General features: G+C 68.0%; 13 protein-coding genes. 8 read left to right on the forward strand and 5 right to left on the reverse strand.

Annotation, left to right across the window (positions count from 1 at the left end; genetic code table 11):
* The first annotated feature begins 26 nt into the window (after positions 1 to 26).
* Both aztD and P9A17_RS12005 read left to right on the forward strand, forming a co-directional pair.
* Positions 27 to 1,226: a zinc metallochaperone AztD gene (aztD, locus tag P9A17_RS12000; protein WP_278038867.1), complete on the forward strand. Its 1,200-nt coding sequence runs from the start codon at positions 27 to 29 to the stop codon at positions 1,224 to 1,226.
* 25 nt (positions 1,227 to 1,251) lie between these two features.
* Complete coding sequence (locus tag P9A17_RS12005; RefSeq protein ID WP_278038868.1) at positions 1,252 to 2,079, forward strand: sulfurtransferase; 828 nt, start codon at positions 1,252 to 1,254, stop codon at positions 2,077 to 2,079.
* Between the two features lie 3 nt (positions 2,080 to 2,082).
* Here the strand turns inward: P9A17_RS12005 and P9A17_RS12010 are convergent, their stop codons facing one another.
* Both P9A17_RS12010 and P9A17_RS12015 read right to left on the reverse strand, forming a co-directional pair.
* Positions 2,083 to 3,195, reverse strand: a complete 1,113-nt coding sequence (locus P9A17_RS12010; protein WP_278038869.1) for a diguanylate cyclase — start codon at positions 3,193 to 3,195, stop codon at positions 2,083 to 2,085.
* A gap of 83 nt (positions 3,196 to 3,278) precedes the next feature.
* The gene (locus P9A17_RS12015; RefSeq protein ID WP_278038870.1) at positions 3,279 to 4,427 is read right to left on the reverse strand and encodes a GTP-binding protein; all 1,149 of its coding nucleotides are present in this window, start codon (positions 4,425 to 4,427) and stop codon (positions 3,279 to 3,281) included.
* Between the two features lie 85 nt (positions 4,428 to 4,512).
* On the opposite strand from P9A17_RS12015, the gene P9A17_RS12020 reads away from it, so the two are divergent.
* The 4 genes from P9A17_RS12020 to P9A17_RS12035 are packed head-to-tail and all read left to right on the forward strand — an operon-like array spanning position 4,513 to position 8,297.
* Positions 4,513 to 5,505, forward strand: a complete 993-nt coding sequence (locus P9A17_RS12020) for a zinc ABC transporter substrate-binding protein (RefSeq protein WP_278038871.1) — start codon at positions 4,513 to 4,515, stop codon at positions 5,503 to 5,505.
* Positions 5,492 to 6,289 carry an ABC transporter ATP-binding protein gene (locus P9A17_RS12025; protein ID WP_278038872.1) on the forward strand — a complete coding sequence of 266 codons (798 nt, stop codon included), beginning with the start codon at positions 5,492 to 5,494 and terminating at the stop codon, positions 6,287 to 6,289. The genes P9A17_RS12020 and P9A17_RS12025 overlap by 14 nt, the downstream gene beginning before the upstream one ends.
* A complete protein-coding gene (locus tag P9A17_RS12030) occupies positions 6,286 to 7,158 on the forward strand; it encodes a metal ABC transporter permease (protein WP_278038873.1) in 873 nt (290 codons plus the stop codon). The genes P9A17_RS12025 and P9A17_RS12030 overlap by 4 nt, the downstream gene beginning before the upstream one ends.
* 38 nt (positions 7,159 to 7,196) lie before the next feature.
* On the forward strand, positions 7,197 to 8,297 hold the full coding sequence (locus P9A17_RS12035) for a LacI family DNA-binding transcriptional regulator (RefSeq protein WP_278038874.1): 1,101 nt from the start codon (positions 7,197 to 7,199) through the stop codon (positions 8,295 to 8,297).
* On the opposite strand, the gene P9A17_RS12040 is transcribed toward P9A17_RS12035, so the two are convergent.
* From P9A17_RS12040 to kstR, 3 genes are read right to left on the reverse strand one after another with little or no spacing between them, the layout of a single operon-like run.
* A complete protein-coding gene (locus tag P9A17_RS12040) occupies positions 8,294 to 8,908 on the reverse strand; it encodes a class I SAM-dependent methyltransferase (protein ID WP_278038875.1) in 615 nt (204 codons plus the stop codon). The genes P9A17_RS12035 and P9A17_RS12040 overlap by 4 nt on opposite strands.
* 48 nt (positions 8,909 to 8,956) lie before the next feature.
* Positions 8,957 to 9,715: a trehalose-phosphatase gene (gene otsB, locus P9A17_RS12045; protein WP_278038876.1), complete on the reverse strand. Its 759-nt coding sequence runs from the start codon at positions 9,713 to 9,715 to the stop codon at positions 8,957 to 8,959.
* A 3-nt stretch (positions 9,716 to 9,718) separates the two neighbouring features.
* Complete coding sequence (gene kstR, locus P9A17_RS12050) at positions 9,719 to 10,327, reverse strand: cholesterol catabolism transcriptional regulator KstR (RefSeq protein WP_278039826.1); 609 nt, start codon at positions 10,325 to 10,327, stop codon at positions 9,719 to 9,721.
* A gap of 304 nt (positions 10,328 to 10,631) precedes the next feature.
* On the opposite strand from kstR, the gene P9A17_RS12055 reads away from it, so the two are divergent.
* Both P9A17_RS12055 and P9A17_RS12060 read left to right on the forward strand, forming a co-directional pair.
* Positions 10,632 to 12,782, forward strand: coding sequence for an acyl-CoA dehydrogenase (locus tag P9A17_RS12055; protein WP_278038877.1), 2,151 nt, complete (start codon positions 10,632 to 10,634; stop codon positions 12,780 to 12,782).
* 109 nt (positions 12,783 to 12,891) lie between these two features.
* Positions 12,892 to 13,989, forward strand: coding sequence for a GGDEF domain-containing protein (locus P9A17_RS12060; RefSeq protein WP_278038878.1), 1,098 nt, complete (start codon positions 12,892 to 12,894; stop codon positions 13,987 to 13,989).
* The last annotated feature ends 4 nt before the right edge of the window (positions 13,990 to 13,993 follow it).

A 13,993-nucleotide genomic window follows, 5' to 3' on the forward strand; every position in this document is an offset into this window, starting at 1 on the left:
CCCTCAACGCTCGGAAGGAGCGAAACATGTCCAATCCGCGGTGGCTCTACCGCGTCGGAGCGGTGTCCTTTGCGGCGGCAGCGCTGACTGCCTGCGGGTCGGGCGGCGACAGTACGGGCAGTTCCGAGAATCTCGGAACGCTCGAGACCCAGCCTCAGGCCACGCCGATCATCGAGCCGTTGGTGGCGACCTACGACGGTGGGCTCTATGTGCTCGACGGAGAGACCCTCGAGGTCAAGCAGGACATCCCGCTCGACGGATTCCTGCGGGTCAACCCCGCCGGTGACGATGCGCACGTCCTCGTCACAACCGATGAGGGCTTCCGCGTCCTCGATGCGTCGGGTGCCGTGCTGACCGATGACACGTTCCCTGCGGCGGAAGCGGGACACGTTGTGCCGCATGGTGAGAACACCGTGCTCTTCGCCGATGGCACCGGGGAGATCACGGCCTTCGATCCGCACGCGCTCGCCGACGGTATGCCTGACACGCAGAAGTTCACGACCCCGCAGCCACACCACGGTGTCGCGGTCATCCTGGCCGACGGTACGCTGGTGCACAGCCTCGGTGACCCGGAGGGCCGCACCGGCGCGGTCGCGTTGCAGGGTGACCGTGAGATCGCGCGCAGCGAGGATTGCCCGGGCCTGCACGGTGAGACTGTGGTCGCCGACGAGGAAGTCGTCCTCGGGTGTGAGAACGGTGCGCTGATCTACGCGAACGGCACGTTCACAAAGGTCACGAGCCCGACCCCGTACGGCCGGATCGGCAACATCAAGGGCCACGAGGATTCTCCGGTTGCGCTGGGCGACATGAAGATCGAGCCCGACGCCGAGCTGGAGCGTCCCGAGCAGTTCTCGCTGATCGACACCACCACCGATCAGCTCAAGGTCGTCAAGTTGCCGCCTTCGGTGAGCTATTCGTTCCGCTCACTGGCCCGCGGCCCGCAGGCAGAGGCGCTGATGCTCGGCACCGACGGCAAGCTGTACGTGTTCGACCCGGTGACCGGCGCCCAGATGAAGACCGTCGACGTCACGGGTCCGTGGACCGAACCCGACGACTGGCAGGACCCGCGTCCTACCGTGTTCACCCGTGAAGGCGCCGTGTACGTCACGGACCCGGCTGCCAAGCAGATTCATCTGGTCGACCTGCAGTCCGGCGCCATCACCGCGTCGGCGACTCTCGACCAAACGCCCAACGAACTCAGCGGGGCAGTCGGGCATGACCACTGATGGGTGATGGTGGCACCATCGTGAGATGACCCGTGCCGACATCTTCGTCACCGCAGCAGAACTGGCGCGGCTGATCGCCGACGGTGAACCGGTGAACGTCCTCGACGTCCGCTGGGAGCTGGCGCAGCCGGACGGACGGGAGGCGTACACCCGCGGGCATGTGCCCGGCGCGGTGTACGTCTCCCTCGACGACGAACTGTCCGACCACTCCGTGCCGGGGCGGGGCAGGCATCCGCTGCCGTCGGGTGCGGCGGTCGGGTCGGCGGCGCGACGATGGGGTCTGCGGGACGGGGTGCCCACAGTCGTGTACGACGACTGGAATCGGGCGGGTTCCGCGCGCGCCTGGTGGGTGTTGACGGCAGCAGGCGTCGCCGATGTCAGAATTCTCGACGGTGGCCTGGCTGCCTGGACCGCCTCGGGCGGCAGCCTCGAAACAGGCTCGCCGACAGTCGAACCCGGTGACATCTCGGTCCACTTCGAGGATCTCTACGATGGCGCACTACCAACCCTGACTGCTGACGAAGTGGCAGAATTCGACGGCGTGTTACTCGACGCCCGGGCGCCCGAGCGGTTCCGCGGCGAGACCGAACCCGTCGATCCGGTGGCCGGCCATATCCCGGGTGCACGCAACGTGCCGAGCACCGGGATCCTCGATGCCGAAGGCAGGTTGTCCGGTCCTGTCGCCAACCGGTACCCGTCCGACGCCAATGATGTTGCGGTCTACTGCGGTTCGGGAGTCACCGCGTCGCTTGTCGTCGCGGCGCTGCACGCTGAGGGAGTGGGGGCGAAACTGTTCCCGGGTTCGTGGTCGCAGTGGGCGGGGGAATCTCGCCCGGTGGAGACGGGGGAGTAAGCGTCAGTTCCGAAATGGGGCGGGGGCCCGCTCGATCAGGCACCGGTTGCCGCCGTCACGCTTGGCGCGGTACATCGCCGCGTCGGCGGTCTGGATGAGTCGTTCGATCGCGGGTCCGGCGTCGGGCACCGCGCCCCATTCGACGACGGCCGCGCCGACGCTCGCGGTGACCGGATGCGGAAGTGCGGCAATCGCAGAGCAGAGCTGGCCGGGCAACTTCTCGGCCGTCACGGCGGGCAGCGTGTCGATGACGAGGAACTCCTCGCCACCCGCGCGCCCGATGATCGCGGAGCTGGGACTGGACTCGCGCAACGTCCAGCCGACGGCGGTCAGCGCCTGGTCTCCGGCGGTGTGCCCGTAGGTGTCGTTGAGTTTCTTGAACGCGTCGAGGTCGATCATGATCACGATCAGGTTCAGCTCGCCATTGGGTGACGTCAGCAGTGCGGTGGCCCGTTCGTAGAACGCTCGCCGGTTCAGCAGCCCGGTCAGGGCATCCTGGTCGGAGCGCACGACGTCGGCGCCCATCGTGCGCACGACGGTCTGGATCGCCAGCGGCACAGCGACATTCAGCTCCACGACGAGCCAGAATCCGGCGGCCGCGACCACGCCGCTGTCCTGCGCCTCGAACACCCGTACCGCGCAGAAGCCACCCGCGGTGGTGGCGACGGCGAGGTTGAACAGGATCGCCTTCGCGTCGTGGAAGAACGCGAGGTAGCCCCCGGTGATGACCAGTCCGGAGCATCCCATCAGGGCCACTTCCGGTTCGGTCTGCATGATCGAACCGATGGCGATCAGCGCGGAGCCGATCATGCCCATGGCCAACGACTGGCGCCTGGACGGCCACGTCCACAGCCACAGGGTCGCGTAACCGACTCCGGCGATGAAGGCCACCACACTGACAGTGACGGTGAGGACCGGCACCCGGTTGAAGGAACCCAGCACACCGAAAGCCATGAAGACGAGGGCGCCGGCGATGACGGCCATGAGGCGCCGGGTGGCGGGCGCGAGTCCACGAGCATGCAGATAGCCGGACAGCCAGTCGAACTGGTCGTCCTGGTGCCACCAGCGTCGTGCAGCATCGGCGAACCGGCGTCTGCCCGAATTCGTCGAACTCATCACGCGGCCGTCCCCCCCAACTCGCCACCGTAGCGGCAGGGCTGGCCACCCGTCGCTGAATCGGCGCTTTGGCCTTTGCTACGTCAGTGTGAATGGCTCTGCGTTACGCCCCATTTGGGGAGCGGGTCGGGATACGACGGCCACGTCCGTTCGCCCTCGGCCATTTCCGCGTCGGTCAGGACCGCTCCGGACAGGAGCGCGCGCACCCGGTCGCGATCGAGTTTCACGCCGATGAAGACGATCTCCTGGCCGGGCGTGATGTCGGTGGACGACCAGTACTGCGCGGGTTCGATGACGAGATTCGGGCCGGCCTGCGACCAGATCGCCGCGATCGTCGGCCGGGTCGCGATCCAGCAGAATCCCTTGCTGCGCAGCACCCGAGTTGTCTGGGCCAGCGCGTCGGCGAGTCGCCCCGGGTGGAACGGCCGGTTCGACCGGAACGTCATGGAGCAGATGCCGTACTCCTCGGTCTCCGGGGTGTGTCCGGACGCGATCTCCTCGTCCCAGCCCGGTGCCTCGGCGGCGGCTGCGGGGTCGAACAGGCCCGTGCCGAGAACTTCACCGATCTCGACGATGCCGTGGTCGGTGTGGAGGATCTTCGCGGTCGGGTTCAGCCGCTGCACGAGCGTCTCGACAGTGCCGAGCGTGGCTTCGCTGACCAGATCGGTCTTGTTGATCAGGATGACGTCGGCGAACTCGACCTGATCGACGAGAAGGTCGGCGATGCTCCGCGCATCACCCTCGCCCGCACTCATATCGCGATCGGCGAGGGCTTCCCCGCGGGCGATCTCCGTCAGGAACGTGGAGGCGTCCACCACTGTCACCAGTGTGTCCAGCCGGGCGAGCTGGCCGAGGCTGGAACCGTCCTCGAACTCCCAGCTGAAGGTCGCCGCGACGGGCATCGGTTCGGAGATGCCCGTCGATTCGATGACGAGTTGGTCGAACCGCTGCTGGCGCGCGAGCGCGCCGACCGCGTCGATGAGGTCCTCGCGCAGCGTGCAGCAGATGCAGCCGTTGGTGAGCTCGACCAGTTTCTCCTGGGTGCGGTCGAGATGGCCCTGTCCTGCCACGAGCGCGGCGTCGATGTTGACCTCGCTCATGTCGTTGACGATCACGGCGACGCGGCGGCCGTCGCGGTTGGCCAGGATGTGGTTGAGCAAGGTCGTCTTTCCCGCACCGAGGAATCCGGACAGGACGGTGACGGGCAGCTGCGGCAGTGTCAAGGATGGCATAACGGTAATGATAATCGTTTTCATTAAATCCAGTAGGGCTGAACTTCGATGTGCGATTGGTAATGAAAACGGTTATCGTTGCGGCGTGATCCGATCGTCTCGAAGGGTGCGCGCGCTGGCCGCCCTGGCCGCGTCCCTCCCGCTCATCTTCGCCGCCTGCAGCAGCACCGACAATTCGGCCGCCGACGGCGCCGCTGCGCCGCAGGGTGACTGCCCGACGACACCTGTCGACATCGTCGTCAGCGTCGATCAGTGGGGCGACATCGTGTCGCAGCTGGCCGGCGCCTGCGGCAACGTGACGACCGTGCTCGCGAGTTCCTCGGTCGATCCGCACGACTACGAGCCGGCCCCTTCAGACGCCGTCGCCTTCGAAGGTGCGCAGCTCGTCGTCGTCAACGGCGGCCACTACGACGAATGGGCGGCGAAGCTGGCCGCGTCATCGGCGCCCGACGCGCCTGTCGTCAACGCCGTCGAACTGAGCGAACACGGCGAAGCCGGTCACGACGAAGCCGGTCACGACCGTGACGCCGACCACCATCACGAGGGCCTCAACCCGCACGTTTGGTACAACCCGACCGCCGTCAACGCCGTCAGCGACGCCGTGACCGCCGAACTGAGCAAGCTCTCCGCCGACGGCGCGGGCTACTTCGCCGAGCGCCGTGCCGAGTTCGCGACGTCGATGAAGCCCTACGACGACGCCATCACCGCGATCAAGAACGGCGCGGCAGGAAAGTCGTACGCGGCGACAGAGAGCGTGTTCGACGACATGGCCGCCGCGCTGGGGCTGGCCGACCGCACCCCGGAGGGCTACCAGGTCGCCGCCGCGAACGAGAGCGAGCCGAGTCCCGCCGACCTCGACGCGTTCCTCAAGCTGTTGTCGGACCGCGGCGTCGACGTGCTGATCTACAACACCCAGACCGAGGGTTCGGTGCCCGAGCAGATTCGCGGCGCCGCCGAGCAGGCGGGTGTTCCGGTTGTCGAGGTCACCGAAACGTTGCCGCCGGAGGTGAAGTCGTTCCAGGATTGGCAGGTGGCACAACTCGATGCACTTGCCAAGGCCTTCGATGTCACCACCTGAGCCGGGGGCCGCGCTGGAATTCGACGCCGCGCTGGAATTCGACAACGTCAGCGTCGAACGTGCCGGCAGAACCGTGTGGTCGGAGTCGAGCTTCCGGGTCGACTCCGGCCGCTTCGTCGCGGTCATCGGCCCCAACGGTTCGGGCAAGACGACGCTGCTGCAGGTGATTCTCGGGCTGTTGCCCGTCGCGTCGGGCAACGTCACGGTCGACGGTCGCCGTCCCGGCGCGGCCAACGACGAGATCGGTTACGTACCGCAGAATTACGATGCCAACGCCAATGAGGCGATCCGCGCGCGCGACGCCGTGCTGCTCGGCCTGACCGGGCGGCGCTGGGGCTTCGGCCGCACCACCGCGGCCGATCGAGAGCGCGTCGAGGAGGCGCTGGGCTGGGTCGACGCCACCGACATCGCCGACCGGCGACTCTCCGATCTGTCCGGGGGACAGCGCCAGCGGATCGCGCTGGCCAGCGCGCTGGTGGCCCGCCCGAAGATGCTGATCCTCGACGAGCCGCTGGCCTCGCTGGACCTGCGCAACCAGCACGAGATCGTCGCGGTCCTCGCCCGCCTCAAGCGCGAGCTGGGCGTCACGATCCTTGTCGTGCTCCACGACCTCAACCCGATGCTCGCCGTGCTCGACAGCGCCATCTACCTCCTCGACGGACATGCGCACCACGCCGCGCTCGACCAAGTGGTCGACGCGCAACTGCTCACCCACATGTACGGCACCAAGATTCAGGTCGCCCACACCCTGCAGGGGGAGCTCTACATGCGGAGCGGGGGATGACGCACACGGTCGTCGCGCTCGGCTACCAGGAGAACTGGCTGCACATCCTCGGTTCGTCGTTCATGCGCAACGCATGGATGGGCGGCACGATCGTCGCGTTGTCCGCCGGTCTGATGGGCTACTTCATCGTGGTGCGGCACTCCGCTTTCGCCGCACACGCGCTGGCCCACATCGGCCTGCCCGGTGCGACGGGTGCGGTGCTGCTCGGCCTGCCCGCGGTGGCCGGCCTCGGCCTCTTCTGTGTTGGCGGTGCGCTGGTCATCGGAGCACTGGGAAAGCGGACATCGGATCGGGAGGTGGCCACCGGAACCGTGCTCGCGTTCGCGACGGGGCTGGGGCTGTTCTTCAACTCGCTGGCCACCCGCAATTCGTCGACGCTGACGAACGTTCTGTTCGGCAACCTGCTCGCGATCACCGCGCAGCAGCTGCTGTTGTTCTTCGTGCTTCTCGTGCTGACCTCGGCGGCCGTGGCGTTCATGTTCCGCCCCCTGCTTTTCACCTCCGTGAACAGCAAAGTGGCTGAGGCCAAGGGTGTTCCGGTGCGAGGGTTGTCGATCGCGTTCATGGTCATGCTGGGCCTGACGGTGACGATGGCCGTCCAGGCCGTGGGCACGCTGCTGCTGTTCGCCCTCGTCGTGACGCCCGCCGCGACGGCGCTGATGCTGACGGCACGCCCGATCCTGGCGATGGCGGTGTCTGCGGTGATCGGCCTGGCGTCGGTGTGGGCGGGTCTGGCGCTGTCGGCGATGTTCAACATGCCGCCGAGCTTCGTGATCGTCACGATCGCCTGTGCGGTGTGGCTGCTGGTGTGGGCGGGGCGCCGGGCGCCGCGCTCAAGTCCGCGATCCGCGGCGCGCGCAGGTGCGTGACGCGTCACGCGCCGCCACATCCACTAACCTCGGGGAGCATGTCCAGGAGTCCGACGCCGCGGCGCCGTGCGACCCTGGCCTCGCTCGCCGCTGAACTCAAGGTGTCGCGCACCACGGTGTCCAACGCCTACAACCGGCCGGACCAGCTGTCGGCTGAATTGCGTGAGCGCGTGCTGTCCACCGCCAAGCAGCTGGGCTACCCGGGGCCCGACCCCGTTGCGCGGTCGTTGCGCACCCGCAGGGCCGGTGCCGTGGGGCTCGTGATCACCGAACCGTTGAACTACTCCTTCAGTGACCCGGCTGCGCTCGATTTCGTTGCGGGACTTGCCGAGTCGTGTGAAGAGGTGGGCCAGGGCCTGCTGCTCGTCGCGGTCGGCCCCAGCCGCAGCGTGGCCGACGGGACTGCGGCGGTGCTGGCGGCCGGCGTGGACGGCTTCGTCATCTACTCCTCGTCCGATGACGACCCGTATCTGCCGGTGGTTCTGCAGCGCCACCTGCCGGTGGTGGTGGTCGACCAGCCCAAGGATGTTGCCGGGGCGTCGTGTGTGGGCATCGATGACCGGGCGGCGATGCGCAGCCTCGCCGACCACGTCATCGAACTCGGCCATCGCGAGATCGGTCTGCTCACGATGCGGCTGGATCGGGACCCACCGAGCGGTGGGCCGGGCCCGGGTGTCGCCGACCCGCGGCGGGTCGAGACGCCGCACTTCCACGTGCAGAGCGAGCGGATCCGTGGCGTGCTCGACGCGATGACCGCCGCTGGTCTGGATCCGGCGTCGCTGACCATCGTCGAGAGCTACGAGCATCTGCCGACGTCCGGCGGGGCCGGCGCCGATGTGGCGCTGGAGGCCAATCCGCGGATCACCGCGCTGATGTGCACCGCCGACGTGCTCGCCCTTTCGGCGATGGACCATCTGCGCGCGAAGGGGATCTACGTGCCCGGGCAGATGACGGTGACCGGGTTCGACGGGGTCCCCGAGGCGCGGCAGCGCGGGCTGACCACAGTCGTGCAGCCCAGTGTCGAGAAGGGCCGCCGCGCAGGCGAACTGCTGCACAGTCCCCCACGATCGGGGCTGCCGGCCATCGAGATCCTCGACACCGAGGTGGTGCGCGGACGGACGTCGGGTCCGCCCGCTTAACGCTTTCTGCGCGCGACCACGATGTCGTCGTGGGTGTGTTGGCCGTCGATGCCCGCAGGATTGTCGCGCGGGCGCTCCCGTTCGATGGTCACGTCCCAGTCGGTTCCGAACAGGCCGGCGACATCGTCGTGGGCGAGGTAATCCGACGGGTCGAAGCCGTGTGCCTTCGCCCGTTCGATCTCGACGTTGGCATGGTGCACGACGAGCAACGTGCCTCCGGGTGCGACCGCGGCGAGCAGTGCGCGGTCGGCATCGTGACCCGGTGAATGACGCAGCGCGGGATAGTGCGCGACCACGAAATCGCTTGGCGGAACGGCGAGATCCTCGAGCCGGCCGAGCATCCATCGGACCTCGGCACCGGCCTGCTGTGCCCGGGCCGTGGCCCGGTCGAGGGCGACCTGTGAGACGTCGAGCGCGGTCACCGTCCAGCCTTGTGTGGCAAGCCATATGGCGTTCGCGCCGATGCCGCAGCCGATGTCGAGCGCAGTGCCGGGAGTGAGCTTTTCGGCGACGTCGATCAGCACCGCGCTCGGTGCGTCGTCCGGCATGCGATCGGCGAAAGTTGTGTAGCGCTCGTCCCACTCGGCACCCAGCGCGGCTGAATCAGTCATGCTTCCAATGTCGTTCGCCGCAGCAGGAACCGCAAATACTATTGCCGATCAGGCAAGCCGGTTCGCCTCGCGCCGATCGCTGAGATAGCGCAGCGCTGCTGCGACATCGTCGGGGGAGTCGACCCGGTACCGGGCCGCCGTGTCACCCGGGCCGACCTTGACCCCGACGTCGGAGTCGCGCAGCCGCGCGAAGGCCTTCTCATCGGTGACGTCGTCGCCGAAGAACAGGACAGCGGTGGCGTCCAGTTCGGCGCGCAGAATGTCGACGGCTTCCCCCTTGTCGGTGGTGACGACCGCGAACTCCAGGACCGACTTGCCGGTCGTCACGTGGGAGTCCCACTGCGCGGCGGCGTCCCAGGCGGCGGCCAGTGCCGCGTCGCCGTCGGGAGCCGAGGCGTTGCGCACGTGCAGTGCGACGCTGGCGGGCTTCGTCTCGACGGTCACGCCGGGTTTGTCGGCCGCGATCGCTTCGAGCCCGTCGCTGATGGTCTGCAACAGGTCGCGGTCGATCTCGTGGGCGAACCCCGATTCGAATTCGGCGCCGTGGCTGCCGACCAGGTTTACCGACGCGGGCATCGACGAGAGCTCGCGCAACGTCTGCAGCGCGCGCCCGGAGATCAGCGCGGCCGATGTCGACGGCAGCCCGGCCAGGTGAACGAGCGCGTCGGCCGCATCGGGCAGCGGCCGGGCGTCGGCGGGGTTGTTGACGATCGGGGCCAGCGTGCCGTCGAAGTCCGACGTCACGAGCAGCCGGGGCGTCGCCGCCGCCGAGTCCAGTGCATTCTTCAACTCAGGCGGCAGGGTCACGCGTCAGATCTTAGGTTGGTCGCCGTCCCCGATGAGCAGCCGCACGGCCAGATCGAGACGCTTGGCAACGTCGGTCGCCGAGGCGCGACGCGTCAGCCAGGCCAGCAGATTCGACAGCCACACATCCGAGATGACGCGGGCGATGTGGTACTGGTCCTCGGTCGGTTCGCCGTCGCTCATGGCCCTGGCGAACATCGAGTCCATCAGCTTGCCGACGTGGTCGACCTCGCCTGCCGCGGATGCGTCGGCAAACACGAACGCTCGGGTCATGGCCTCCGTGAGCAGCGGGTTGCGCTGCATCGCCCTGTTCAGCTTGCCGACCATGATGTTGAGCCGCTGGTAGGCGGTCACACCGGCGGCGAGCGCCGCGCGGTCGGTCTTGGCGTCGATGCGCTCGAACTCGCGGCCCAGCGCCGAGACCAACAGGTGCACTTTGGAGGGGAAGTACCGATACAGCGTGCCGACGGCGACGTCGGCACGTTCGGCGACGGCCCGCATCTGCACGGCCTCGTAGCCGCCCTTCGACGCGATCGCCAGGGTGGCGTCGAGGATGCGCTTGCGGCGCTCACGCTGGGCTTCGGAACCGAGTTCGGATTCGGCGAGCACCGCCACGTTCATGACCTGGCGGGGGCGGGAATCAGACCCCGCGTTGCCGGTGGCACGCGCTGAGGTCGGCGACTTCCCCGCGGACATCTCAGACAATTCCGGCGTCCCAGACATGCGGCGAGTGGCTCCTTCGTGATGCGATCTTCGACAAAACGATACGCATGCCAGTCACGTTTCTCTCACCTCCGTGTCGTGGAGACACCGACGTGTCCTGCTGTAATGGCGGTCGACTTGACGGTCGAACGCTGGCACTATTAGAACACGTTCTAGTGGGAAGCACGGTCTTCTCGCCCAAACGCTAGGAGCACCGGTGCCCGCTGGCCTTTCCAACGCCTCGGCTGTAGACACTGACGAACAGTACGCCGCCCGCGAACTGGTCCGGACCTGGGCCGCAGCGTCCGCTGCCGCGGAGTTGGCGCGCGATGTCGAGCAAGGAGACGCGGACGCGTGGCGGGCCCCCTACGGCAGCCTCGCCGAACTAGGGATCTTCGGTGTGGCCCTTCCGGAGGAGCACGGCGGGGCCGACGGCACGGTTTCCGACCTGGCCGCGATGGTCGACGAGGCGGCCGCCGCGCTGGTTCCCGGCCCGGTCGCGACGACGGCCCTGGCCACCCTGGTGTTAGCGGATTCACACGCCGAACTGCTCGAGTCGCTGGCGACGGGCCAGCGGACCGCGGGCGTCACGCTCAACGCCGACGTGACCGTCGACGGCGGCCGGGTCAGCGGTAACGCCGTGTACGTGCTCGGCGCCGACGCGACGTCGGTCCTGCTGATCCCCGCCGGTGATGCATGGCTGCTGGTGGACGCCGCCGCCGACGGCGTGACGGTCGAGCCGCTGGCCGCCACCGATTTCTCCCGGCCGCTGGCGCGCGTCGTCTTCGCCGACGCCCCGGGCGAGGAGCTGGCGGTGCCCGCGCAGCGCGTCGTCGACCTCGCCGCCACCCTCCTGGCCGCCGAGGCGGCCGGGCTGGCGCGCTGGCTGCTGAACACGGCCACCGACTACGCGAAGGTCCGCGAACAATTCGGCAAGCCGATCGGCAGCTTCCAGGCCATCAAGCACATGTGCGCCGAGATGCTGCTGCGTTCAGAGCAGGCGTCGGTCGCGGCGGCTGATGCCGCGCGGGCGGCCTCCGAAGCCGACGGCGACGCCTCACAGTTGTCGATCGCAGCAGCGCTGGCCGCATCGGTGGGTATCGAGGCCGCCAAGGCCAACGCGAAGGACTGCATCCAGGTGCTCGGCGGCATCGGCATCACCTGGGAACACGATGCGCACCTCTACCTGCGCCGCGCGTACGGCATCGGGCAGTTCCTCGGCGGGCGCTCGCGGTGGCTGCGTCGCGTCGCGGCGCTGACGCAGCAGGGCGTGCGCAGGGACCTGCACATCGACCTGGACTCGGTGGCGGACCTGCGCCCCGAGATCGCCGCCGCGGTGGCCGAGATCGCCGCAGCACCCGAAGCCGACCGTCAGGTCGCCTTCGCCGAGACGGGACTGCTTGCACCGCACTGGCCCAAGCCGCACGGGCGTGAAGCCGGGCCCGCAGAACAGCTGCTCATCGATCAGGAACTCGCGGCGGCGGGCGTCGTTCGTCCCGATCTCGTCATCGGGTGGTGGGCGGTCCCGACCATCCTCGAGCACGGCAGTGCCGAGCAGGTCGAGCAGTTCGTGCCGACGACTCTGCGCGGGGAGCTGCAGTGGTGCCAGCTGTTCTCCGAGCCGGGTGCCGGCTCGGATCTGGCGGCGCTGCGGATGAAGGCCGTCCGCGCGGACGGCGGCTGGAAGCTCACCGGCCAGAAGGTCTGGACATCGTCGGCGCAGAAGGCGCACTGGGGTGTGTGCCTGGCGCGCACCGACGGCGAGGCGGCCAAACATAAGGGCATCACGTACTTCCTGATCGACATGAAGAGCCCGGGCATCGTGATCCGGCCGCTGCGCGAGATCACCGGCGACGAGTTGTTCAACGAAGTGTTCTTCGACGACGTCTTCGTGCCGGACGACATGGTGGTCGGTCAGGTCAACGACGGATGGCGGCTGGCGCGTACGACGCTGGCCAACGAGCGTGTCGCGATGGCGCAGGGCACCGCGTTGGGCAATCCCATGGAGGAGCTGCTGCGTGTCGTCACCGAGAAGGGCGGCGTCGCCGAAATCGATGGCGCACAACAAGATCAGCTCGGTCAGCTGATCGTCACCGCGCAGGTCGGCTCACTTCTGGATCAGCGGATCGCGCAGCTCGCGGTCGAGGGTCAGGATCCCGGACCGCAGGCGAGTGCACGCAAGCTGATCGGTGTGCGGTACCGGCAGGCGCTCGCGGAGTTCCGGATGGACTTGTCCGAGGGTGCCGGGGTCGTGGCCGACAATCTGGTGCACGACTTCCTCAACACGCGGTGCCTGACGATCGCGGGTGGCACCGAGCAGATCCTGCTGACGATGGCCGGTGAGCGCCTGCTCGGCCTGCCGCGCTAGCGGGCAAACACTTCGTCATAACCGCGAAGCTCGGCGGGTATCGTAGGGCCGAAGCCGTCTAGCAAAGCGCGGCGCTGGTGTGGCGAAGTTGGTGCGGAGTTGGTGAAGGATGCGGGATCGGACACAGGCTGATCACTACACCTGGTTTCGAGAATCGTTGGAGTCGCGCGACATCGCCACCAAGGTGCGGCTGTTCGTCGCAGCAACGTCCCTCTTGATGGCGGGAGCGGTCCTCGTCCTGCTCAGTGGTCCCGACGGTCCGCAAAGCCCGCCGGGGCACGCGATGATGGTGGTCGCGGCAGCCGGCGGATTCGCGGGCGCCGCGATATGGCTGTGGCGATGGCCCTCCCACGCGCAGTCGACCGTTTTCGCGGCGTTGACCGCGGGCTCGATCACCTTGGCCTGTCTGGCCTACCCCAACCCGTTGGCGGCTTTGCTCGGGTGCATCGCTTTCACCACGATCTCGGCCTACGTCGCGTTCTTCCACTCGGCCCGTCTCTTGATCGCTGTCTCAGTCGTGTTCGTGGCGGTGGCGACATGGCAAGCGATCAGACTCGGAGCGCAAGGGCATGCCGCGCTCGCCGTCGTCGATCTCTTCCTGGTGGTGCAGGCCAACGTCGCGATAGCGCTGGCGATCCGCAGCCTCGTGCGGACGTTCAAAGGTGATGTGCTCGACGCCAGCCTCGACCCACTCACCGGACTGCTGAACAGGCGAGCGTTTCGCAGGCAGACGCTCAACCTGGTCGCGCAGCGCCGCGATCCACAGGACTACCTCGTCGTGGCCCTGCTCGACCTCGACAAGTTCAAGGGCATCAACGACACGTACGGGCACGCCGCCGGGGACCAGGCCCTCGTTGCGGTCGCAGAGGCGCTGCGCCAGAGCTCCTCCCGGACTGCGGTGATCTCGCGCAGCGGTGGCGAAGAATTCCTCATCGCCGATCTGATTCCCTCCGCGACTGCAGTTGCGGGCTTCCACCAGGTCTGCGACGCCATCGCAGACCTGGATATCCCGGTGACGGCCAGCCTGGGAACGGCGTGTGTGCCGCTGGCTTCGGTGCCGGCGCGCGATCGCGACGGCGCCGTGACCCACCTCATCTCGATGGCCGACATGGCGATGTACCGCGCAAAACGCAACGGAGGCAACCAGTGTCACCACACCGACGCCTGGCACGGATCGCTCGACGCGCCCGGCAACCGCGCGGTGTGAGGTC

The organism is Mycobacterium sp. 236(2023), from assembly GCF_029623955.1.
Classification (GTDB): Bacteria; Actinomycetota; Actinomycetes; order Mycobacteriales; family Mycobacteriaceae; genus Mycobacterium.

Coding starts and splice junctions, on each gene's coding strand:
- aztD (WP_278038867.1), top strand. CDS start 27: ATGTCCAATCCGCGGTGGCTCTACCGCGTCGGAGCGGTGTCCTTTGCG.
- P9A17_RS12005 (WP_278038868.1), top strand. CDS start 1,252: ATGACCCGTGCCGACATCTTCGTCACCGCAGCAGAACTGGCGCGGCTG.
- P9A17_RS12010 (WP_278038869.1), bottom strand. CDS start 3,195: ATGAGTTCGACGAATTCGGGCAGACGCCGGTTCGCCGATGCTGCACGA.
- P9A17_RS12015 (WP_278038870.1), bottom strand. CDS start 4,427: ATGCCATCCTTGACACTGCCGCAGCTGCCCGTCACCGTCCTGTCCGGA.
- P9A17_RS12025 (WP_278038872.1), top strand. CDS start 5,492: ATGTCACCACCTGAGCCGGGGGCCGCGCTGGAATTCGACGCCGCGCTG.
- P9A17_RS12030 (WP_278038873.1), top strand. CDS start 6,286: ATGACGCACACGGTCGTCGCGCTCGGCTACCAGGAGAACTGGCTGCAC.
- P9A17_RS12035 (WP_278038874.1), top strand. CDS start 7,197: ATGTCCAGGAGTCCGACGCCGCGGCGCCGTGCGACCCTGGCCTCGCTC.
- P9A17_RS12040 (WP_278038875.1), bottom strand. CDS start 8,908: ATGACTGATTCAGCCGCGCTGGGTGCCGAGTGGGACGAGCGCTACACA.
- P9A17_RS12060 (WP_278038878.1), top strand. CDS start 12,892: ATGCGGGATCGGACACAGGCTGATCACTACACCTGGTTTCGAGAATCG.